Consider the following 21,017-nt stretch of genomic DNA (forward strand, 5'->3'; position numbering starts at 1 on the left):
CCCCGCGGCATCATCCTGGAGGCGGAGCCTGGCATCCTTGGCGGGATGAGCAGCCAGCACCCGAACGACACCACCGACGTCCCCGCGGTCGGCGCGGACAGCCCCTTCCGGCAGGAGCACGTTCTGCGCGACGAGGCCCCGCAGTTCGTCCTGCCGCTGGTGGTGCGGATCGAGAAGACCGAGCCGCCCGCCCGGACGGACGCCTTGGAGACGGCGGCCCGCGCCGTGCTGGTCATGCTGACCGACGAGCGGTCGCGGGGCGAGGGCGAGTGGGCCGAGGCGGTGCGGGACTGGCAGGACGCGCGGATCCGCAAGGTGGTCCGGCGGGCGCGCGGGGCGGAGTGGCGCAAGGCGCAGACCCTGCCGGGTGTCACGGTGCACGGTGCCACCTCGGAGGTACGGGTGTTCCCGCCGGTGCCCCTGGACGGCTGGCCCAAGGAGCTGGCCAAGCTCCAGGTGTCGGGCACCGACCTGGACGACCCGGAGCCGGTCGCCGCGGTCACCGAGCCGGGTCTTCCCGTGCTGTGGTTCAACCCGGCTCTCGACATGTCGGCCGGCAAGGAAATGGCCCAGGCCGGGCACGCGGCGCAGCTGGCGTGGTGGGAGCTGACGGAGGCGGAGCGCGCCGCGTGGCAGGACTCCGGTTTCGCGCTGGCCGTACGAACGGCGCCGCGTGAGCGGTGGGCGGAGCTGAGCGGCAGCGGGCTGCCGGTGGTCCGCGACGCCGGTTTCACGGAGATCGCGCCCGGCAGTGCGACGGTGATCGCCGACCACCCGGCACTGCGCGCGCGGCTCTGACGCCCTCCCGGTCCGGGGGACGGTCCGGGCAAAGGTCCGAGGAAGGTCCGGGAGGCGTCCCGGGGAACCTCAAATGTTGCTCTGAACGTCTCTCTTCGCGATTGGCGCGACCCCGCCGGGGCCATCACATCGCTACACGGTGCGATTCACTGCGCTGAGAGGGGGCGGGGGACATGAAGCCCATGGCACACCTGGGGGTGGGCATCGGCTGGCGGCCGGAGATCGCGGACGCGGTCGAGCGGCTGCCCGGCCTGGACTGGGTCGAGGTGGTGGCCGAGAACATCTGCCCGGGCCATCTGCCCGAGGCGCTGCTGAGGCTGCGCGAGCGCGGCGTCCGCATGGTGCCGCACGGGGTCTCGCTGGGTCTCGGCGGCTCCGACCGCCCCGACCCGGGGAAGCTGGCGGCGCTCGGGGAGCGGGCGGTGGCGCTGGGGGCGCCCCTCGTCACCGAGCACATCGCCTTCGTCCGTACCTCCTCGCCCGCGCTCGAGGCCGGCCACCTGCTGCCGGTGCCGCGCACCCGCGACGCGCTGGCCGTGCTGTGCGAGAACGTGCGCATCGCACAGGACGCGCTGCCCGTGCCGCTGGCGCTGGAGAACATCGCCGCGCTGTTCTCCTGGCCGGGCGAGGAGCTGACGGAGGGGCAGTTCCTGACGGAACTGGTCGAGCGGACCGGCGTACGGCTGCTCATCGACGTGGCCAACCTGCACACCAACCGGGTCAACCGGGGTGAGGACCCGGCCGCCGTGCTGGACGCGATCCCGCTGGAGGCGCTGGCGTACGTGCACGTGGCGGGCGGTGTCGAACGGGGCGGTGTCTGGCACGACACCCACGCGCACCCGGTGCCGCCGGTGGTGCTCGAGCTGCTGGCCGGGCTCCGCTCCCGGGTGGACCCGCCGGGCGTCCTGCTGGAGCGGGACGACGACTTCCCGCCGGAGCCGGAGCTGGCCGCCGAGCTGGCCGCGATCCGCGCCGTGGTGACGGCCGGGCCCGCCGTACCGGCGGACCCCCGGCCCGCCTGCGAGGCGGACACCCGGCCGGCGCCGCCCGACCAGGCCACCCGCACCCGGGTGGGGCTCGGGCAGGCCGCTCTGCTGTCGGCACTGGTGGCCGGGACGCCGGTCCCCGAGGGGTTCGACCGGCAGCGGATCCGGGTGCAGTCCCGGGCGCTGGCCGCCAAGCGGGCCGGGGTCGTGGCCCGGCTGGCTCCCGAACTGCCCGCATTCCTGGGCGGCGAGGAGCCGTACCGCAGGGCCTTCCTCGCCTACGCCAAGGGCCGCCCGATGACCGCCGGCTACCGCCGGGACGCGCTGGACTTCGCCGAGCACCTGCTGATCCAGGACCTGCCGGCCGACCCGGCCGCCCGGCGCCGGCTGACCGCGTGGTGGCGGGACCGGGCCGGGGCGCGGCCGCCCCGCCGGGTCGGGCGCTGGGCCCGGGCGCTCGTGGGGAGGGCGGCATGAACCTGCTCGCCCTGGCGATCTGGATCGCCGTCGCCACGTCCAGCGGCCTGCTGCTCCTCGGCCTGTACCGGGCCCGGCCCCGGTCGGCCGGGCCGGCGCCGGTCCTCCACGACCTGTCCGAGGCCGCGTTCATGGCGGGCGGGCCCGGCGCCGTCGTGGACACCGCCCTCGTCTCGATGCTGGGGGACGGCCGGCTGATGGTCGGTGGCCCGGGCATCGTCCACGTACGCCCCGGGGCGCGGGCGGGCGACCCCGCCGAGCGCGCCGTCCTGCAGGCCCACCGCGGTGCGCCCTCGGGATGGCTCTACCAGGTGCGGTACGCCGCCATGCTCGACCCGGCCGTCCAGGAGACCGGGGACGCGCTGGCGGCCCGCGGGCTGATCTCGCCGCCCGGCTGGGGGCGGACCTGGCGGCGCTGGGGCCTGATCCAGGCCACCGTGTGCGGACTGCTGGTGCCGGTGTCGCTGCCGCTGACCTTCGTCGCGTTCGTCATGGACCCCGACGGGCAGGTGCCGTTCATCGTCAAGGTGCTTCCCGTGCTGCTCGGCGGAATCCTCGTGGGGGCGCTGGGCGCCGCGGCGGCCGGGCGGCGGATCACCCCGGCGGGGCGGCGGGCGCTGCGCGAGATCCGCTCCCACTACGTGAACGACCGGACCCCGCACGTGCAGACCGCGCTGTTCGGGCTGCGCGGCCTGCGGGATCCGTTCCTGCGCGGGCAGCTGGTGCCCGCCGCGCGCGGCACCCGGCTGGCCGCGGCCCAGTCGGGGTCCCGTCCCGCGCACCGCTCCGACTCCTCGTCCTGGTCCTCCGCCGAGATCCTGCCGGTGCTGTGGTGCGCCGGGAGCGACGGCGGCGGGAGCGGGGGCGGATCGGGGTCCGGCTGCGGCTCGGGGTCCTCCTGCGGGAGCTCCGGTGGAGGCTCGGGTGGCGGCTGCGGAAGCGGCAGTTCGAGCTGTTCCAGCGGGAGTTCCAGCAGTTCCAGCTGTAGCAGTTCGTCCGGTTCCAGCTGTAGCAGTTCGTCCGGTTCCAGCTGTTCCAGCAGTTCCTGACGGCGGTCGCCGTTCCCGGGCGGCGGGCGGCGCCGGGGTGCGGCAACCGGGGGTGGATCCCACGGCAACGGGGCCATTGAGGGCGACACCGCCCGGTGTTCCTTTACTTACGCGCGGCGCCCTGGTCATCTCATCGGACCATCCGCAAGAAGGGGCCGCCATGCGGACGACGCCCGCACGCCACGCAGCCGCCGCGGCGGCCCTCACCCTCGCCCTCACCCTGTGCACGGCCGCCGCTGTCACCGCCGCCCCGGCGGCAGCGGCCGCCGCCCCGGATGCCGAATCGGCCGGCGCCGACCTCGCCGCCCGCCGCGCCGCCTCCACCGGCCTCGCCTTCCGGGCCTGTCCGGCCGTCGAGGCACTGCCCGGTCCCGTGCGCTGCGCGACCCTGCGCGTCCCGCTCGACTACGCCCGCCCCGGCGGCCCGCAGATCGCCCTCACCGTCAGCCGGGTACCGGCGAGCCGCGCCGGCGGCGCCGCCCGCCAGGGCGCACTCGTCCACAACCCCGGCGGCCCCGGCGCCTCCGGCATGTACTTCCCGCTGCTCGCCGGACTCCCCGCGTGGCAGCGGATCGCCGCCGCCTACGACCTCGTGGGCTACGCACCGCGCGGCGTCGGCCGCTCCGCCCCGCTGTCCTGCCAGGACCCGGCCGCCCGCGCCGCGGGCCCCACCCAGGTCCCGGTCCGCCCCTCCCCCGCGTACAAGGAGCAGCGCCGCGCCGCCGCCCGGGCGTACGCCCGCGGCTGCGCCGAGCGGGCCGGCTCGGCCCTGCCGTACTACACGACGCTGAACAACGTCCGCGATCTGCACGTGCTGCGCGCCGCGCTCGGCGAGGAGAAGCTGACCTTCGCGGGCGCCTCGTACGGCACCTACCTGGGCGCGGTCTACGCCACCCTCCACCCGGGCCACGTCCGCCGCATGGTCCTCGACTCGGCGGTCAACCCCGATCCGGCCCGCGTCTGGTACCGCAACAACCTGGACCAGGCGCCCGGGTTCGAGCGGCGCTGGCTCGACTTCCGCGCCTGGGTCGCCCGCCACCACGCCGCGTACGGCCTCGGCAGCACCCCGGCGGCCGTGCAGGCGAGCTACGAACGGGTCCGGGACGCGGTGGCCCGTACCCCGGCGGGCGGCAACATCGGCACCGGTGAGCTGCACGCGGCGTACCTCGAGACCGCCTACCGCGACGAGGTCTGGCCGGAGCGGGCGGAGGCCCTGGCCGCCTTCCTGCGCGGTGATCCCGACCCGCTGACCGGCCAGGCGGCCCCGGATCCGGCCGCGGCCGGCGAGGCCGAGAACGCTACGGCCGTGTACACGGCGGTGCTGTGCAACGACGCCTCCTGGCCCGCGGACTGGGCGACCTGGGACCGCGACCACACCGAGCTGGCCCGCACGGCGCCCTTCGAGACCTGGACCAACGCCTTCCTGAACCTGCCGTGCGCCTCGTGGCCGGTGCGGGCCCGGCAGCGGCCGGTGGCGGTCGGCACCCGGTCGGCCCGGCTGCCCCGGCTCCCCCGCACGCTGATCGTCGCGGCGGAACGGGACGGGGCGACTCCGTACCCGGGCGCGCTGGAGCTCCAGCGGCGGCTCGGTACCGAGGCGGCGCTGGTGACGGAGAAGGGGGCCGGCACCCACGGAGTCTTCGGCGGACGCAATGACTGCGTGGACCGTCACGTGGAGCGGTATCTGCTGACAGGTGACACCTCGGGGTGGCGTGTCACGTGTGCGCCGCATCCGGAGCCCGCACCGGTGTCGCTGGACGACCGGGCAGCACGTGCCCAGGGGGCAGTGCTGCCGCCAGTCGTCTGAACTTCCGGGCGGGATCTCCGGCTGCGTCGTTTCGGGGGCAGGGCCTCCCGATCCGCCGGAAGCCACTCTTGTGTCACGAGTGATCCTCCGGCCCTTCCCCCCAGGGGAGGTATCAGGCGAGCCCGGCCACCAGATCGGCGACGGACTTGCGGCGTCCGGTGTAGAAGGGCACCTCTTCACGGACGTGCATACGGGCCTCGGAGGCACGCAGGTGACGCATGAGGTCGACGATGCGGTAGAGCTCATCGGCCTCGAAGGCCAGCAGCCACTCGTAGTCGCCCAGGGAGAACGAGGCGACGGTGTTGGCGCGCACGTCCGGGTAACCGCGGGCCATCTTGCCGTGGTCGGCGAGCATACGGCGACGGTCCTCGTCGGGCAGCAGGTACCAGTCGTAACTGCGCACGAAGGGGTACACGCTGACGTAGTCGCGGGCGGTCTCGTCGGCCAGGAAGGCCGGGATGTGCGACTTGTTGAACTCGGCCGGGCGGTGCAGGGCCATGTTCGACCAGACCGGCTCCAGGGCGCGGCCCAGCTTGGTGCGGCGGAACAGGTTGTACGCGGTCTGCAGCTCGTCCGCGGTCTCCGCGTGCCACCAGATCATGATGTCCGCGTCGGCGCGCAGGCCGGAGACGTCATAGGTGCCGCGGACGGTGATGTCCTTGGCTGCCAGCTGGTCGAACAGCTCCTGGACCTCGTCGGCGAAGCCGGCGCGGTCCTCCGGGAGGACGTTCTTCAGCTTGAAGACGGACCACAGGGTGTAGCGGATGACCTCGTTGAGGTCCTTCGCCTTCTTCCCCGCGTTGGGAATCTTCTCTGGTGCAGTCATGTGCCTATTGTCCCGTGTGCTGATCAGTGGTCTGCGCCAGGGGTGCCGAACCCGCACCGAAGGCGGCGATCACCGCGTCCGCCGCCTTGCCCGCACTGGCGATGCACGCCGGAATGCCCACGCCGTCGTAGAGCGCCCCGCAGACCGCGAGGCCGGGCAGGGCCGCGACGGCCGTGCGGATCCCGGCCACCCGGCCGAGGTGGCCGACCGGGTACTGGGGCAGCCCGCCCTCCCATCGGGTGACGGTGGAGGCCACCGGCCGGGCCGCGAGGCCCACGGCCGCGCCGAGGTCGGTGAGCGAGACGTCGACCAGTTCGGCGTCCTCGCGCCCCAGGTCCTTCTCGTCGCCGTGCCGGCCGACGGAGGTGCGCAGCAGGAAGAGCTCCGGATCGGCCCCGGCCCAGGCCCACTTGTTGCTGGAGAAGGTGGAGGCCTTGATGGTCCGCCCGTCGACGGGAGGTACGAGGAACCCGCTCGCGCCGCCCTCGGCGATGGCGGCGGGCAGGTCGGAGCGGCGGAAGGCCATGGTGACCAGGGCCATGGAGGCGTACTCGACCCCGCGCAGCTCGGCCGCGGCGGCCGGCGCGAGCCCGTCGAGCAGCCGGGCGGCGGGGCCGGCGGGGGTCGCCAGGATCACGCCGTCGGCCTCGATGACCTCCGCGTCGGCGACGACCCGCCAGCCTTCAGGGGTACGGACGACCTCGCGGACGGGGGTTCCGGTGGCGATCCTGGCCCCGGCCGCGCGGCAGGCCTCGGCCACGGCGGCCGGGAGCCGTCCGATCCCGCCGTCGATGCCGGCGAAGACCGGACCGGCCGGCCGGGGCTGCGCCTCCGCGCGGTGCTGCAGTTCCCGTACCCCGTCGCCCAGCAGTGCGTGCGTACGGGCGGCCTCGAAGAGCTGGGGCACGGCGGCCCGCATCGAGATGCGGTAGGCGTTGCCCGCGTACACCCCGCCGAGCAGCGGTTCCACGAGCCGGTCGACGACCTCGCGGCCCAGCCGGGCGGCGACGTACTCGCCGACGGCGACGTCCTCGCCGATCTCAGCGGGCGGCAGCGTGCGCTCGGCCTCGATCCGGGCGAGGCCCTCCGGGGAGAGCACCCCGGAGGCGGCGAGCGGCCGCAGGTCGCCGGGAACCCCCATGACGTGCCCGCGCGGCATCGGCCGCAGGGCGCCGCGGGTCCACAGGTGGGCGGTGGCGGTGGCGGGCGGCTGGAGGGCCGCGCCGAGGCCCACGGCCCGGGCGAGGTCCACGGCCTCGGGGCGGCGGGCGAGCACGGATTCGGCGCCGAGGTCGACGGGGACGCCGGCGAGCTCACCGGCGCGCAGCTTGCCGCCGAGCCGCGGGCCGGCTTCCAGCAGGGTGACGCGCACGCCCGCGGCGAGCAGCCTGTGGGCCGCCGCGAGCCCCGCGATGCCGCCGCCGATGACGACGACGTGCCGGGTCCGGCCGGGGCGATCCGTACGCATGTCCGCTTCGTGCATGGACACATCGTCTCAGACCGATCACCGGCCGGGCACCGAGGCCGGACCGTGACCGCATCGGGATCGGCCCGGGACCGCCGAAGTGAAACCCGCGACGGGACTCTTTACGTCGAACCGGCAACACCAGCCGAAACTCGGGGGTTTGACACGATGCGCACTCCGCACAGACAGCCTTCCGCGGCGGCCCTGGCCGCCCTGTCCCTGGCCGGAGCCCTCGCGCTCACAGGCTGCGGCGCCGACGGGAGCCGGGACAGCGCGAGCGACAAGGCGGCGGTCGCGCCCGCCCAGGGCAACAAGGCTCCGGAGGGTGCGAAGGGAGCGGCGGCGGCCCCTGCCCCGGCGGCGTCCGGTGCCGGCTCCGCCGACAAGAACGGGCAGCAGCCGGTCGCCGTCCGGCCCAACGTCATCCGTACGGCGACGCTGGGCATCGAGACGGAGGACGTCCAGAAGACCCTGGCCGCGGCCCGCACCGCGGCCGACGGGGCGGGGGGCTACGTCGGCAACGAGTCGACCAAACGCGGCGGGGACGGCCGGATGACCTCGACGCTCACCCTGCGGGTGCCGGGCGAGCGCTACGACGCGGTGCTCAGCGCCATGGAGGGCAGCGGCAAGCTCCTGCACCGCAAGGTCGACGCGCAGGACGTCACCGAGAAGGTCGCCGACATCGGCAGCCGGGTGGCGTCGCAGCAGGCCAGCGTGGCCCGGGTGCGGGAGATGATGGGCAAGGCCTCGGCGCTCAGCGAGGTGGTGATGCTCGAGAGCGAGCTGAGCCGCCGCCAGTCGGACCTGGAGTCGCTGCTGGCCCAGCAGACGGCGCTGAAGGACCAGACCTCGCTGGGCACGATCACGCTGGAGGTCTCGGAGCCGGCCGCGAAGCCGGTGGCGGAGGAGAAGAAGGAGAAGGACCCCACCTTCCTGGGCGCCCTGCGCGGCGGCTGGGAGGTCTTCACGAAGATCGTGCGCTACCTGACGGTGGCGGTCGGCGCGCTGCTGCCGTTCGCGCTGGCGGCCGCGCTGGTGGCGCTGGGGTTCCGGCTGTACCGGAGGTTCCGCCCGGCGAAGCCGAAGACGGGTCTGGTCCCGGAGAGGGTCGCGGTCCCGGCGGCCCGGCCGGCGCCTTCGACGTCGCCTTCGCCTTCGAGTTCGCCTTCGGATGGCGCCGCGGAGGCCGACGTACAGGACTGAACGCGCGTTCGGCCGTAGCGTGTTCACCATCTGACGGCGGTGAAGGGCGGTACGGGCGATGGCGGCGGAACGACTGGTGGTGGTCGGCGGTGACGCGGCGGGCATGTCCGCCGCGTCACAGGCCCGGCGGCTCAAGGGCGCGGCGGAGCTGGAGATCGTCGCGTTCGAGCGCGGGCACTTCACCTCGTACTCGGCGTGCGGGATCCCGTACTGGGTCGGCGGCCGGGTCCCCGAGCGGGACGACCTGATCGCCCGCACCCCGGAGCAGCACCGGGCCCGGGACATCGACCTGCGCACCCGCACGGAGGTCGTGGAACTCGACCTCCCGGGATCGCGGGTCCGCGCCCGCGATCTGGACACGGGATCCGAATCCTGGACGGGTTACGACAAGCTCGTCCTGGCGACGGGCGCCCGCCCGGTCCGGCCCCGGCTTCCGGGCATCGGCGCGCACGGGGTCCACGGCATCCAGACCCTGGACGACGGCCAGCGCCTGATGGACACACTGGAGCGGACCGAGGGCCGCCGGGCGGTCGTGGTCGGCGCGGGCTACATCGGCGTGGAGATGGCCGAGGCCCTGGTCGGGCGGGGGTACGAGGTCACCGTCCTGCACCGCGGCGCGCAGCCGATGGCCACGCTGGACCCGGACATGGGCGGCCTGGTGCACAGCGCGATGAACCGGATGGGGATCCGTACGGTCTCGCGCGCCGAGGCGACGAAGATCCTCACCGACGAGCAGGGCCGGGTCCGCGCGGTGGCCACCGCGGGCGGCGAGGAGTACCCGGCGGACGTGGTCGTGCTCGGCATCGGCGTGGAGCCCCGTACTGCCCTCGCCCGCGCCGCCGGCCTCCCGCTCGGCCCCTCGGGCGGCATCCTCACGGACCTCTCGATGCGGGTCCGCGGCCACGAGAACATCTGGTCGGGCGGCGACTGCGTGGAGGTCCTGGACCTGGTCGCGGGCCGCACCCGGCACATCCCGCTGGGCACGCACGCCAATAAGCACGGCCAGGTCATCGGCTCGGGCGTGGGCGGCGGCTACGCGACCTTCCCCGGGGTCGTCGGCACGGCGGTCAGCAAGGTCTGCGAGCTGGAGATCGCCCGTACGGGCCTGCGCGAGCGGGACGCGCTGGAGGCGGGCCTGCGCTTCGTGACGGCCACCATCACCTCCACCACCACCGCGGGCTACTACCCGGGCGCGGCGGAGATGACGGTGAAGATGCTGGCGGAGCGCCGCACGGGCCGCCTCCTCGGCGTCCAGATCGTCGGCGGTGCGGGCTCCGCGAAGCGGGTGGACATCGCGGCGGTCGCCCTCACGGCGGGCATGACGGTGGAACAGGTGGTCTCCCTGGACCTGGGCTACGCCCCGCCCTTCTCCCCGGTCTGGGACCCCATCCTGGTGGCGGCCCGCAAGGCGGTCTCGGCGGTCCGCTCGGCGGGGGTCTGACCTCCTTACCCGTTCGGACGCGTGTCGGTTGCCCGGTGGCCCTGCCGCCGATGTCATGGCAGCGGGGCCCGTCGACACGGCATGGGGCCCCATCTTCTGCGTACGGAAGGGACCCGCGATGCGCGGTACCGGCGTGGGCGTGGCGGCCGGAGCCCTGCTGGCGCTGCTGTCGGCGGCCGGTGTGGCGTCGGCAGGCGGACCGGGCGGCGGTGGCGAAGCCGTCGTGCTGCGCTGGCAGCCGTGCACGCGGCCGGCGCAGGCGGCGCAGGGGGGCTTCGAGTGCGCGGTGGCGAAGGTGCCGCTGGACCACGCCGCCCCGTCGGGCCGGACGATCGACCTGGCGCTGATCCGGCACGGGGCGGCCGAGCCGGGGCGGCGCGCCGGGTCGCTGTTCTTCAACCCCGGCGGGCCCGGTGGCCCCGGGACCCTCGGACTGCCCGAGCTGTACGGCAAGTTCCCGCAGGAGCTGAAGGACCGTTTCGACATCGTCAGCTGGGACCCGCGCGGCGTCGGGGAGAGCACGGCGGTGCGCTGCTTCGACACCGCCGGCGAGGCCTCGGCCTGGCACGAACACGTCCCGCCGTTCCCGGTGGGCGGGGAGGAGCAGCGGGCGTTCACCGCCGCGTACGCCGACCTCGCGAAGCGCTGCGAGCGGCGGGATCCGCAGCTGCTGCGCCACATCTCGACCGCCGACACCGCGCGTGACCTGGACCTGCTCCGCCGGGCGGTGGGGGAGGAACGGCTGCGCTACTGGGGCATCTCGTACGGCACCCTGCTCGGCGCGACGTACGCGAACCTGTTCCCCGACCGGGTCGGGCGGCTCGTGGTCGACGGCAACGTCGACCCGCGGGCGTGGATGAACGGCGGCGCGGGCGGCGAGCCCGAGCTGAACACCTTCCTGCGCCTCGGCTCGCACCTCGGCTCCGCCGACACGCTCACGCAGTTCCTCGACCGCTGCGGCCGCGCGCCGGTGTCGGGCTGCCCCTTCTCCGCAGGGAGCCCGGCGGCGACCCGGGCCAAGTACGACACCCTGCTGGCGCGCCTCGCCGAGCGGCCGGTCGGACGCTGGACGTACGCCCGCGCGGTGAGCGAGGTCCGCGGCGACCTGTACACCGTGCACCCGGGCTGGAACGGGACCGCCGACACCCTTCAGTCGCTGTGGGAGGGCCGGGCCCCCGATGAATCCCCGACGCCGTCCGGGCCCGCCCGCTATCCCGGGTTCGAGCAGTCGCTCGCGGTCATGTGCGCGGAAAGCCCCAACCCCGCTTCCCCCGGGCGCTACGCCGAGCTGGAGGAGCGGGCCGTGCGGCAGGCCGGGGCGCTCGGCCGGTGGTGGGCGTGGGCGAACGAGCCCTGCACGGCATGGCCGGCCCGGGCCGCCGACCCGTACACGGGTCCGTGGAACCGGACCACCGCGCACCCCGTACTGGTGGTCAACACGGTGCACGACCCGTCCACCCCGTACCGCGCCGGGCAGGCGATGGCCGCGGAGCTCGCCCGGGCCCGGCTGCTGACGCTCGACGGCTACGGGCACACCGCGCTGGACAACCCGAGCGCCTGTGTGAAGCGCCATGTGGTCCGGTACGTCCTGACCGGGGCGCTGCCGCCGCAGGGGGCGCGGTGCGGGCAGGACACCCCGCCGTTCACGACCGTGCGGGAGCCGAAGTCGCAGGCCGCGTCACCCCGTCCGGCCGAGGCGGCCGGACGCAAGGCGCCACCGTTCACGTCCTGGCCGCTACGACCCGGCTGGACCAGGACCGTGGTGCCGGCCGCGGATGACCAGCCGATCCGGACCTGGCCACCGGCCTGGCGGCCGGACCGGACCGGCTGATGTCACCCTTTGGATCTTGCCCGGCTCAGCGGGCCGTTGCTCAGCGGGCCGTCTTGGTGTGGACGTAGTCCACCAGGCGGGTCAGGGCGTCCGGGTCCGTCGTCGGCAGGACGCCGTGGCCCAGGTTGAAGACGTGACCCTCCAGGCCGGCGGCGGCGGAGAGGACCTCGTCCGTCTTGGCCTCGACGGCCTCGGTGGTGGAGAAGAGCACCGCGGGGTCCAGGTTGCCCTGGAGGGCCTTGCCCGGGCCCACGCGGTGCACGGCCTCGTCCAGCGGGACCCGGTAGTCGACGCCCATGACGTCCGCGCCGGCCTCACCCATCAGGCCGAGGAGCTCGCCCGTGCCCACGCCGAAGTGGATCCGCGGGACTCCGTAGGAGGCGACGGACTCCAGGACCTTCGCGGACGCGGGCATCACCGAACGGCGGTAGTCCGCCGGGGGGAGCGCGCCGACCCAGGAGTCGAAGAGCTGGACGGCGGAGGCGCCGGCCTCGATCTGGACCTTCAGGAAGGCGGAGGTGATCTCCGCGAGGCGGTCCAGCAGGTCGGCCCACAGCTCCGGGTCCCCGTACATCAGGGCCTTGGTGTGCTCGTGGTTCTTCGAGGGGCCGCCCTCGACCAGGTAGCTCGCGAGGGTGAAAGGCGCGCCCGCGAATCCGATCAACGGCGTGGCGCCCAGTTCACCCGTGAGCATGCCGATCGCCTCGGTGACGTACGAGACGTCCTCAGGGGTGAGGTCGCGCAGCTGTGCGAGGTCCTCGCGGCGGCGGATCGGCTGGGCGACGACCGGGCCGACGCCCGGCTTGATGTCCAGGTCGACGCCGATGGCCTTCAGCGGGACGACGATGTCGGAGAAGAAGATCGCCGCGTCCACCTTGTGGCGGCGCACCGGCTGGAGCGTGATCTCGGTGACCAGCTCGGGCCGCATGCACGACTCCAGCATCTGGGTCCCCTCGCGCACCTTGCGGTACTCGGGGAGCGAGCGCCCGGCCTGCCGCATGAACCACACCGGGGTGTGCGGCACCGGCTCGCGCCGGCACGCCTTCAGGAAGGCGGAATCGTACGTCTGACTCGGCTGGCCCTTGGGGGTCTCGTTGGCGCTCACGACCCAAATCTTCGCACGTATGAAGAGTTGCACGGCTCGGTGCGGGTGTCCCTGCGCCGTACGGGCGCTCATTCCGCCTAGTCTTCCCCGCATGGCTGCGGCTCAGGGACGATTTTCAGATGGCGCTGACGGTATGGACAGCGCGAAGGAGAGCTCCGTCCCGCTCCCGTTCCGGCGGGCGGTCGACGGCTTGAAGAAAACGCGACTGCGTCCGGGGATCGAGATCGACCCCACAAAGCCGCCCCAGAGACTGGCGCCGCACGCCTATGCCCTGGAGGCGGCCGTCGTCGACGGCGAGGACGACCTGGCCGACGGCCGGCTCATCCTGCTCCACGATCCGGCCGGACACGAGGCCTGGCACGGGACCTTCCGGCTGGTGACACTCGTACGGGCGGAACTCGAGCCGGAGATGGCCGCGGACCCGCTCCTCCCCGAGGTGTGCTGGTCCTGGCTGACGGGGGCGCTGGAGGCGCGCGGGCTGGCGTACGGGGAGGCGAGCGGGACCGTGACCATGGCGAGCTCGCACTACTTCGGCGGGCTCGCGGAGCGGCGGCCGGCGACGCAGATCGAGATCAGAGCCTCCTGGACGCCGCGCGAGGGCGTGGGCGGGGTGCCGGACACCTCGGCCCACCTGTCGGCGTGGTGCGAGCTGCTGTGCCAGATCGCGGGACTGCCGCCGGTGGGGCCGACCGACAGCGTCACGGGCGTGGTCTCCCTGCCACAGCGGCGCGGTCCGCACCACCCGTAACGGCGGGGCCGTCCGGCCGCAGTGGGCCGCGGCGTCGGGGAACGGACGGGCGAAGCCCGCGAAGGAGTGTCGGAACGGGGCGTCCGTTGCGGGCTTCTGATCACCCTATGATCGATCGTGCGTCCGAATTGCCCGAATTGTTACTCACCAAATCGTGATCATTCCCTAAAGCCGGGCGGGTGACGTGCCGAAGGAGTCAGTGACCATCCGCACGGTTCGCACCGGCTTCCTTCCCCGAGCCGGCCGTCCCGCCACTCCCCCAGGAGGCCTAGGTGTCCGTTCTTCTCGAGCAGCCCGCAAGCCTGGTCGCCTACCGCCCGAACAAGCCGACGGCCATGGTCGTCGTGGCCGACCCGCGCGTCCGTTCCACCGTGACCCGCCATCTGTGGGCCCTCGGAGTACGTGACGTGATCGAGGCGTCGTCCATCGCGGAGGCCCGCCCCCGCGTCGGCAGCCCGCGCGACATCTGCGTGGCCGACGTACACCTGCCCGACGGTTCCGGTCTCACCCTGCTCTCCGAGACCCGCGCCGCGGGCTGGCCCAACGGACTGGCCCTGTCCGCCGCCGACGACATCGGCGCCGTACGCAACGCCCTCGCGGGCGGAGTGAAGGGCTACGTCGTCACCGGCACCCGGACCAACATCGGGCTCCCCAGCCGGCCCGGCGCCGCCCCCATCGGCGCTGCCGCCGCCCGTATGCACCGCCGCCCCCCGGGTGCCCCGAGCCACCCGGGCGGCTACCGCGAGCTCTCCGGCCGCGAGGTCGAGGTCCTGCGCCTCGTCGCGGAGGGCCAGTCCAACAAGGCCATCGGCGTCTCGATGGGCCTGTCCGCCCTGACCGTCAAGTCCCACCTCGCCCGGATCGCCCGCAAGCTGGGCACCGGCGACCGGGCCGGGATGGTCGCCGTCGCCCTGCGGACCGGGATCATCCACTAGGAGCTGCCCGAGGCTCCCGGGCGAACGCCGGGGAAACCCCGGGAACCGTCCGCCTTTCCCTCTCGCGCCCGTCGACGGATCACTCCGGCGACGGGCGCGTCGCATCCACGGATACCCTTGACCGGTGACCGACGCCCAAGAGACCGCAGCAGACCTGCGCACCACCACCGGGGGCGGCCCCCCGGACGACGTCGTCAGTTCGTCCGATGGGCCGCCGATTCCGTTGCTGGAACCCCGTGAGGGGATCCCCCCGGTGGTCGCCGACGCCGACGCCCTGGCCCGAGTGGTCGCGGCCTTCGCCGCGGGCACCGGCCCCGTGGCCGTCGACGCCGAGCGCGCCTCCGGATACCGCTACGGCCAGCGCGCCTATCTGGTGCAGCTGCGCCGCGAGGGGGCGGGCTCCGCGCTCATCGACCCGGTGGGCTGCCCCGACCTCTCCACACTCGGCGAGGCGCTGTCCGGCACCGAGTGGATCCTGCACGCCGCCACCCAGGACCTGCCGTGCCTGCGCGAAATAGGCATGGTGCCCACCTCCCTGTTCGACACCGAGCTGGCCGGCCGCCTGGCCGGCTTCCCGCGGGTCGGACTGGGCGCGATGGTCGAGAGCGTGCTCGGCTACGCGCTGGAGAAGGGCCACTCCGCCGTCGACTGGTCGACCCGCCCGCTTCCCGAGCCGTGGCTGCGCTACGCCGCCCTGGACGTGGAGCTGCTGGTCGATCTGCGGGACGCGCTGGAGGAGGAGCTGGACCGGCAGGGCAAGCTGGAATGGGCCCACCAGGAGTTCGACGCCATCGCCGCCGCACCGCCCGCGCCGCCGCGCAAGGACCCGTGGCGCCGTACGTCCGGCATGCACAAGGTGCGCCGCCGTCGCCAGATGGCGGTCGTACGGGAGCTGTGGGAGTCGCGGGACCGGATCGCCCAGCGGCGTGACGTGTCACCCGGCAAGGTGCTGGGTGACGCCGCGATCGTCGAGGCCGCCCTGGCCCTGCCGACGAACGTGCAGACCCTGTCCGCCCTGCCCGGCTACGGGCAGCGCATGGGCCGGCGCCAGCTGGAGCAGTGGATGGCCGCCGTGGACCGGGCCAAGGCCCTGCCCGAGAGCGAGCTGCCGCAGCCCGGAGCGACCCCGGCCGGTCCCCCGCCGCCGCGTTCCTGGGCGGACAAGGACCCGGCCGCCGCGGCCCGGCTGTCGGCGGCCCGCGCCGCCGTATCGGCGCTGGCGGAGGGGCTGAACCTGCCCCAGGAGAACCTGATCACCCCGGACACGGTCCGCCGGGTGTGCTGGGAGCCGCCGCAGCGGCTCGAGGCGGAGACGGTGGCGCAGGCCCTGGCGGGTTACGGCGCCCGCCCGTGGCAGGTCGAGCAGGTGACCCCGGCGCTGGTCGCGGCCTTGGCGGCCACGGCCTGAGCAGACCTGCCACGGACGCGTACGACGGGGTCCTCAGTCCTCCACGGGAGTGAGGACCCCGTCCTCGTCCCGGTAGTAGCTGCCGCTGGTCGCGCCCTCGACCTTGCCGTGCTTGAGCCAGTGCTCGGACATGGTGTGCACCGTCTTGTGCACCCGCTCCCAGGGGATCTGGTGACCCGCGCAGGCGATGCAGAACATCAGCTTCTTGGAGCCGGGGATGGCCTTGTAGAGCTCGGGCACCGAGAAGTACAGCAGGCCCAGGTGGGGCGCGGTGTTGACGATCGAGTCGTGCTCCCCGTACACGATGCACACGGGCACCTTGTTGCCGAGCGTGTCGTGCATGGGGACGGTGGTGCGGTTCCAGCCCCACCAGTACGAGTTGCGGATGCGGTTGAGCCCCTCCGGGCTCCCGGCCACGGGCCCTCCCCACTTGGCGCCGACGGGGTCGGCCTGCATCATCGCCTTCCAGACCACGTCGACCATGTCGGCCTCGCGCTGGTCCGGGCACTTCAGGTCGTTCTGCCAGCTGCGGTCGAGCCCGAGCTTGGTGCCGAGGCTCATCGGGAAGCCGAAGGCCCCTGCCGGTGCGGAGACCGGCAGTGCCACAGGGGCACCGAAGTCGGTCAAGGGCTGGCTCTGCCTGCCCTCCGGCGGGAAGATCGGTGCGAGCAGGAACAGGCTGCGCACCTTCCCGGGGTGCTGGATGGCGTAGGGCCCGAGCTGCTGGGCAGCCGCGGACCAGCCGATGAGGTCGACCTTCTTGACCCCGGTCAGCTTCTTGATGAACTCGACGACCGTGTCGACCTCGTCCCAGTCGCTCTGGGAGTTGTTGAGTTGCGCCTTGTACTCCGGCGGGCTCAGGTCGACCTGCGCGTCCGGGTTCGGGACGAGGAGCTTGCGCTGGGCCTCGGTGGGCTGGACGTTCCTCGTTTTGTCCATCTTCGGGCGGGTGGACAGGCCGGATCCCTGGAGCTCCATGACGAAGACGTCGAAGCCCGCCTTGGCCAGTTCTTCGGCCCAGCTGTACTTCTTGTGCTGCAGGTCGAAGCCGGCCAGGGCCGGGGCGCTCCTGCCGTGCAGCATGAGGACGGGTCTGCGCGGGCCGCCGTTGGTGCCGTTGCGTTCCCGGACGAAGAGTTTGGCCATCTCGTCGTAGTTCGCCGGGATGGTCGACTTGTGGTCCACGTAGTGGTCGGTGAGGACAGGGGCTGCCGCGGTGAGGACGGTCGATGCCATCGGTTGCGCTCCGTACGCTCGGTGCGCCCGGGGCGGTCGCCCGGGGCCTGCCCAGGGTTCGCACGGACGTGTGCCCGACGCCATCGACGTGGCCGTGGCGGCCGGGCGGCCGACCCGTTCGGGTAGCCCCGGGCGCTCCGATCGGCCGGGCGCACGGCGGGGGCGCGAGGGGGCTCACGCGGCGCCGGGCGGTGTGACCTTCGCCGCTCCTCGGGGAGGGGGTGTGCACATTGGTTACCCGCAAGTAGCATGGGCCAGGTGAGCGGGCGCTCAGCAACACATGCCGAGCCGCCCCCGCGCAGCAGTGCACACCCGCACCTGGAGGAGAGCCAACGTGCCTCGTACCGTCAGGGACGTCGTCTTCGTCGACGGCGTCCGCACCCCGTTCGGCAAGGCGGGCCCGAAGGGCATCTACCACGAGACCCGCGCCGACGACCTCGTCGTGAAGGCGATCCGGGAGCTGCTGCGCCGCAACCCGGACCTGGACCCCGCGAAGATCGACGAGGTCGCCATCGCCGCGACCACGCAGATCGGCGACCAGGGCCTCACGCTGGGCCGTACGGCCGGCATCCTCGCGGGCCTCCCCCAGTCCGTCCCGGGCTACTCCATCGACCGCATGTGCGCCGGCGCGCTGACCGCCGTGACCGCCGTCGCGGGCGGTGTGGCCTTCGGTGCGTACGACGTCGCCCTCGCCGGCGGTGTCGAGCACATGGGCCGCCACCCCATGGGCGAGGGCGTCGACCCGAACCCGCGGTTCGTCTCCGAGAAGCTGGTCGACGAGTCCGCCCTGTTCATGGGCATGACCGCCGAGAACCTGCACGACCGGTACCCGACGATCACCAAGCTCCGCGCCGACGAGTACGCCGTGCGCTCGCAGGAGAAGGCCGCCAAGGCGTACGCCGACGGCAAGATCCAGCAGGACCTGGTGCCGATCTCGGTGCGCAACACCAACGAGGCGGCCGGTGAGACGGGCTGGGGCCTGGTCACCACCGACGAGCCGATGCGCCCGGGCACCACGCTGGAGAACCTGGCCGGCCTGAAGACCCCGTTCCGTACCCACGGCCGGGTCACCGCGGGCAACGCCGCCGGTCTCAACGACGGTGCCACCGCCGCGATCATCGCGTCCGAGGACTTCGCCCGCGAGAACAACCTCCCGGTCAAGATGCGCCTCGTCTCGTACTCCTTCGCGGGTGTCGAGCCGGAGGTCATGGGCTACGGCCCGATCCCGGCCACCGAGAAGGCCCTCGCCCAGGCCGGCCTGTCCATCGAGGACATAGGCCTGTTCGAGGTCAACGAGGCCTTCGCGGTCCAGGTCCTCGCGTTCCTGGAGCACTACGGCATCGCCGACGACGACGCCCGCGTGAACCAGTACGGCGGCGCCATCGCGTTCGGCCACCCGCTGGCCTCCTCCGGCGTCCGTCTGATGACGCAGCTGGCCCGCCAGTTCGAGGAGCAGCCGCACGTCCGCTACGGCCTGACCACCATGTGCGTCGGCTTCGGCATGGGCGCCACGGTCATCTGGGAGAACCCGAACTTCAACGCCGAGGGAGACTCCAAGTGAGCACCACCGCTGAGCTCCTGAAGGGTGCGGCCGAGCTGTTCCCGGACGAGGTCGTCACGTCCGCGCACGTCCGCCACCTGGACCTGCCGTTCGGCGCCGGGCGCTTCGCGCTCATCACGCTGGACAACGGCTTCGACCACACCAAGCCGACCACCTTCGGCCCGCAGTCCCTCGCCAACCTGAACGCGGCGATCGACCAGGTCGAGCAGGAGGCCCTCGCGGGCTCCATCGTCGGCGCGGGCATCACCGGCAAGCCGTTCATCTTCGCGGTCGGCGCCGACCTCAAGGGTGTCGAGCTGCTGAAGAAGCACGACGAGGCGCTCGCCATCGGCAAGGGCGGCCACGACGTCTTCAAGCGCATCGCGGCGCTGGCCGTCCCGTCCTTCGCCTACTACAACGGCGCGGCGATGGGCGGCGGTGTCGAGGTCGGTCTGCACTGCACCTACCGCACCGTCTCGAAGGCGATCCCGGCCTTCTCGCTGCCCGAGGTCTTCCTCGGCCTGGTTCCGGGCTGGGGCGGCTGCGCCCTGCTCCCGAACCTGATCGGCGCGGAGCGCGCGGTCTCGGTCATCATCGAGAACTCGCTGAACCAGAACCGCCAGCTCAAGGGCAAGCAGGTCTTCGAGCTCGGCATCGCCGACGCGATCTTCGAGGGCGCCGACTTCCTGGAGCAGTCGCTCCTGTGGACCGCGAACGTCCTGAACGGCACCACCGAGGTCGTACGCGACGAGATCGACCGCGGCGAGGCCTGGGACGCGGCCGTCGCCAAGGGCCGCTTCATCGCGGACTCCAAGGTGCACGGCGCCGCTCCGGCCGCCTACCGCGCGCTGGACATCATCGCCGCGGCCAAGGACGGCGACCTGCAGGCCGGCTTCGACGCCGAGGACACGGCCCTGGCCGACCTCATCATGGGCGGCGAGCTGCGCTCCGGCATCTACGCCTTCAACCTGGTCCAGAAGCGCGCCAAGCGCCCGGCCGGTGCCCCGGACAAGTCCCTGGCCCGTCCGGTCACCAAGGTCGGCGTCGTCGGCGCGGGCCTGATGGCCTCGCAGCTGGCGCTGCTGTTCCTGCGCCGCCTCGAGGTGCCGGTGGTACTCACCGACATCGACCAGGAGCGCGTGGACAAGGGCGTGGGCTACGTCCACGCCGAGATCCAGAAGCTGCTCGGCAAGGGCCGCATCAACCAGGACAAGGCCAACCGCCTGACCGCCCTGGTGACCGGTGTCCTGGACAAGGCCGAGGGCTTCGCGGACGCGGACTTCATCATCGAGGCCGTGTTCGAGGAGATGTCCGTCAAGCAGAAGGTGTTCGCGGAGGTCGAGGCGGTCGCCCCGGCGCACGCGATCCTCGCCACCAACACCTCCTCGCTGTCGGTCTCGGAGATGGCCTCCAAGCTCCAGCACCCGGAGCGCGTGGTCGGCTTCCACTTCTTCAACCCGGTCGCGATCCTGCCCCTGCTGGAGATCGTCCGCGGTGACCAGACCGACGACGCCTCGCTGGCCACGGCCTTCGGCGTCGCCAAGAAGCTGAAGAAGACCGCGGTCCTCACCAAGGACGCCCCGGCGTTCGTCGTGAACCGCATCCTGACCCGCTTCATGGGCGAGATCCAGAACGTCATCGACGAGGGCACCCCGGTGGTCACCGCCGAGAAGGCCATCGAGCCGCTCGGCCTGCCGATGTCCCCGCTGGTGCTGCTGGAGCTCGTGGGCCCGGCGATCGGTCTGCACGTCTCCGAGACCCTGAACCGCGCCTTCCCGGAGCGCTTCACGGTCTCCCCGAACCTGGCTGCGGTCGTCAAGGCCGGCAAGCGCGGCTTCTACAAGTACGACTCCGGCAAGCCGGAGCTGGACCCCGAGGTCGCCGCCCTTCTCGTCCAGGGCGATGTCGTCCTGACGGAGGAGCAGGTCCGCGACCGCGTCCTGGACGCAGTGGCGCAGGAGATCGGCCTGATGCTGGAGGAGGGTGTCGTGGCCGAGGCCCAGGACATCGACCTCTGCCTCATCACGGGCGCCGGCTGGCCCTTCCACCTGGGCGGCGTCACGCCGTACCTGGACCGTGAAGGCGTCTCGGAGCGCGTGAACGGCAAGAAGTTCCTCGCCCCCGGCCTGGCGAGCGTCCCGGCCTAGTCCGGGTCGCGGACC

16 protein-coding genes are annotated in these 21,017 nt (G+C 73.2%); 12 read left to right on the top strand and 4 right to left on the bottom strand.

All coding sequences use genetic code 11. The annotated features are described in order from the left end of the window. Positions 1-45: 45 nt before the first annotated feature. From OHA89_RS09875 to OHA89_RS09890, 4 genes are all read left to right on the top strand, one after another. Positions 46-798, top strand: a complete 753-nt coding sequence (locus OHA89_RS09875; RefSeq protein ID WP_266614281.1) for an aminoacyl-tRNA hydrolase — start codon at positions 46-48, stop codon at positions 796-798. Between the two features lie 182 nt (positions 799-980). Next, a complete protein-coding gene (locus OHA89_RS09880) occupies positions 981-2,261 on the top strand; it encodes a DUF692 domain-containing protein (RefSeq protein WP_406368457.1) in 1,281 nt (426 codons plus the stop codon). After that, complete coding sequence (locus OHA89_RS09885) at positions 2,258-3,310, top strand: TIGR04222 domain-containing membrane protein (protein ID WP_266614283.1); 1,053 nt, start codon at positions 2,258-2,260, stop codon at positions 3,308-3,310. Before OHA89_RS09880 ends, OHA89_RS09885 begins: the two co-directional genes overlap by 4 nt. A 160-nt stretch (positions 3,311-3,470) precedes the next feature. Beyond that, positions 3,471-5,117, top strand: coding sequence for an alpha/beta fold hydrolase (locus OHA89_RS09890; protein ID WP_406365911.1), 1,647 nt, complete (start codon positions 3,471-3,473; stop codon positions 5,115-5,117). 112 nt (positions 5,118-5,229) lie between these two features. On the opposite strand, the gene hemQ is transcribed toward OHA89_RS09890, so the two are convergent. Beyond that, on the bottom strand, positions 5,230-5,943 hold the full coding sequence (gene hemQ / locus OHA89_RS09895; RefSeq protein ID WP_406365912.1) for a hydrogen peroxide-dependent heme synthase: 714 nt from the start codon (positions 5,941-5,943) through the stop codon (positions 5,230-5,232). Between the two features lie 4 nt (positions 5,944-5,947). After that, positions 5,948-7,426: a protoporphyrinogen oxidase gene (gene hemG / locus OHA89_RS09900; RefSeq protein WP_406365913.1), complete on the bottom strand. Its 1,479-nt coding sequence runs from the start codon at positions 7,424-7,426 to the stop codon at positions 5,948-5,950. Between the two features lie 150 nt (positions 7,427-7,576). Here hemG and OHA89_RS09905 point away from each other — a divergent pair, with 150 nt between their 5' ends. The 3 genes from OHA89_RS09905 (at position 7,577) to OHA89_RS09915 (ending at position 11,883) form a co-directional block, all read left to right on the top strand. Next, the gene (locus OHA89_RS09905; RefSeq protein WP_406365914.1) at positions 7,577-8,611 is read left to right on the top strand and encodes a DUF4349 domain-containing protein; all 1,035 of its coding nucleotides are present in this window, start codon (positions 7,577-7,579) and stop codon (positions 8,609-8,611) included. Between the two features lie 58 nt (positions 8,612-8,669). Next, positions 8,670-10,052 (top strand): FAD-dependent oxidoreductase, encoded by a 1,383-nt coding sequence (locus tag OHA89_RS09910; RefSeq protein WP_266614290.1) that lies wholly within the window; start codon positions 8,670-8,672, stop codon positions 10,050-10,052. A 118-nt stretch (positions 10,053-10,170) separates the two neighbouring features. Next, positions 10,171-11,883 carry an alpha/beta hydrolase gene (locus tag OHA89_RS09915; protein WP_406365916.1) on the top strand — a complete coding sequence of 571 codons (1,713 nt, stop codon included), beginning with the start codon at positions 10,171-10,173 and terminating at the stop codon, positions 11,881-11,883. A gap of 40 nt (positions 11,884-11,923) precedes the next feature. Here OHA89_RS09915 and hemE read toward each other — a convergent pair whose 3' ends face one another. Then, positions 11,924-12,988: a uroporphyrinogen decarboxylase gene (gene hemE, locus OHA89_RS09920; RefSeq protein ID WP_266614294.1), complete on the bottom strand. Its 1,065-nt coding sequence runs from the start codon at positions 12,986-12,988 to the stop codon at positions 11,924-11,926. 91 nt (positions 12,989-13,079) lie between these two features. Between hemE and OHA89_RS09925 the strand changes: the two genes are divergently transcribed. The 3 genes from OHA89_RS09925 (at position 13,080) to OHA89_RS09935 (ending at position 16,079) form a co-directional block, all read left to right on the top strand. Beyond that, entirely contained in the window at positions 13,080-13,736 is a 657-nt protein-coding gene (locus OHA89_RS09925) for a DUF3000 domain-containing protein (RefSeq protein WP_257553714.1), read from the top strand. 272 nt (positions 13,737-14,008) lie between these two features. Then, positions 14,009-14,671 (top strand): response regulator transcription factor, encoded by a 663-nt coding sequence (locus tag OHA89_RS09930; RefSeq protein WP_069922445.1) that lies wholly within the window; start codon positions 14,009-14,011, stop codon positions 14,669-14,671. Positions 14,672-14,795: 124 nt separating this feature from the next. After that, on the top strand, positions 14,796-16,079 hold the full coding sequence (locus OHA89_RS09935) for a ribonuclease D (protein ID WP_215142980.1): 1,284 nt from the start codon (positions 14,796-14,798) through the stop codon (positions 16,077-16,079). A gap of 33 nt (positions 16,080-16,112) precedes the next feature. On the opposite strand, the gene OHA89_RS09940 is transcribed toward OHA89_RS09935, so the two are convergent. Continuing rightward, entirely contained in the window at positions 16,113-17,315 is a 1,203-nt protein-coding gene (locus tag OHA89_RS09940; RefSeq protein ID WP_266614295.1) for an alpha/beta fold hydrolase, read from the bottom strand. Between the two features lie 334 nt (positions 17,316-17,649). On the opposite strand from OHA89_RS09940, the gene OHA89_RS09945 reads away from it, so the two are divergent. Beyond that, complete coding sequence (locus tag OHA89_RS09945; RefSeq protein ID WP_215142984.1) at positions 17,650-18,876, top strand: acetyl-CoA C-acyltransferase; 1,227 nt, start codon at positions 17,650-17,652, stop codon at positions 18,874-18,876. Next, positions 18,873-21,002: a 3-hydroxyacyl-CoA dehydrogenase NAD-binding domain-containing protein gene (locus OHA89_RS09950; protein WP_266614299.1), complete on the top strand. Its 2,130-nt coding sequence runs from the start codon at positions 18,873-18,875 to the stop codon at positions 21,000-21,002. The genes OHA89_RS09945 and OHA89_RS09950 overlap by 4 nt, the downstream gene beginning before the upstream one ends. The last annotated feature ends 15 nt before the right edge of the window (positions 21,003-21,017 follow it).

The organism is Streptomyces sp. NBC_01546 (assembly GCF_045208355.1).
GTDB lineage: Bacteria > Actinomycetota > Actinomycetes > Streptomycetales > Streptomycetaceae > Streptomyces.

What these genes read in the sequence shown, in the direction of transcription:
- OHA89_RS09875 (WP_266614281.1), top strand. Translation starts at nt 46, where the DNA reads ATGAGCAGCCAGCACCCGAACGACACCACCGACGTCCCCGCGGTCGGC.
- OHA89_RS09880 (WP_406368457.1), top strand. Translation starts at nt 981, where the DNA reads ATGGCACACCTGGGGGTGGGCATCGGCTGGCGGCCGGAGATCGCGGAC.
- OHA89_RS09885 (WP_266614283.1), top strand. Translation starts at nt 2,258, where the DNA reads ATGAACCTGCTCGCCCTGGCGATCTGGATCGCCGTCGCCACGTCCAGC.
- OHA89_RS09890 (WP_406365911.1), top strand. Translation starts at nt 3,471, where the DNA reads ATGCGGACGACGCCCGCACGCCACGCAGCCGCCGCGGCGGCCCTCACC.
- hemQ (WP_406365912.1), bottom strand. Translation starts at nt 5,943, where the DNA reads ATGACTGCACCAGAGAAGATTCCCAACGCGGGGAAGAAGGCGAAGGAC.
- hemG (WP_406365913.1), bottom strand. Translation starts at nt 7,426, where the DNA reads ATGCACGAAGCGGACATGCGTACGGATCGCCCCGGCCGGACCCGGCAC.
- OHA89_RS09905 (WP_406365914.1), top strand. Translation starts at nt 7,577, where the DNA reads ATGCGCACTCCGCACAGACAGCCTTCCGCGGCGGCCCTGGCCGCCCTG.
- OHA89_RS09910 (WP_266614290.1), top strand. Translation starts at nt 8,670, where the DNA reads ATGGCGGCGGAACGACTGGTGGTGGTCGGCGGTGACGCGGCGGGCATG.
- OHA89_RS09915 (WP_406365916.1), top strand. Translation starts at nt 10,171, where the DNA reads ATGCGCGGTACCGGCGTGGGCGTGGCGGCCGGAGCCCTGCTGGCGCTG.
- OHA89_RS09925 (WP_257553714.1), top strand. Translation starts at nt 13,080, where the DNA reads ATGGCTGCGGCTCAGGGACGATTTTCAGATGGCGCTGACGGTATGGAC.
- OHA89_RS09940 (WP_266614295.1), bottom strand. Translation starts at nt 17,315, where the DNA reads ATGGCATCGACCGTCCTCACCGCGGCAGCCCCTGTCCTCACCGACCAC.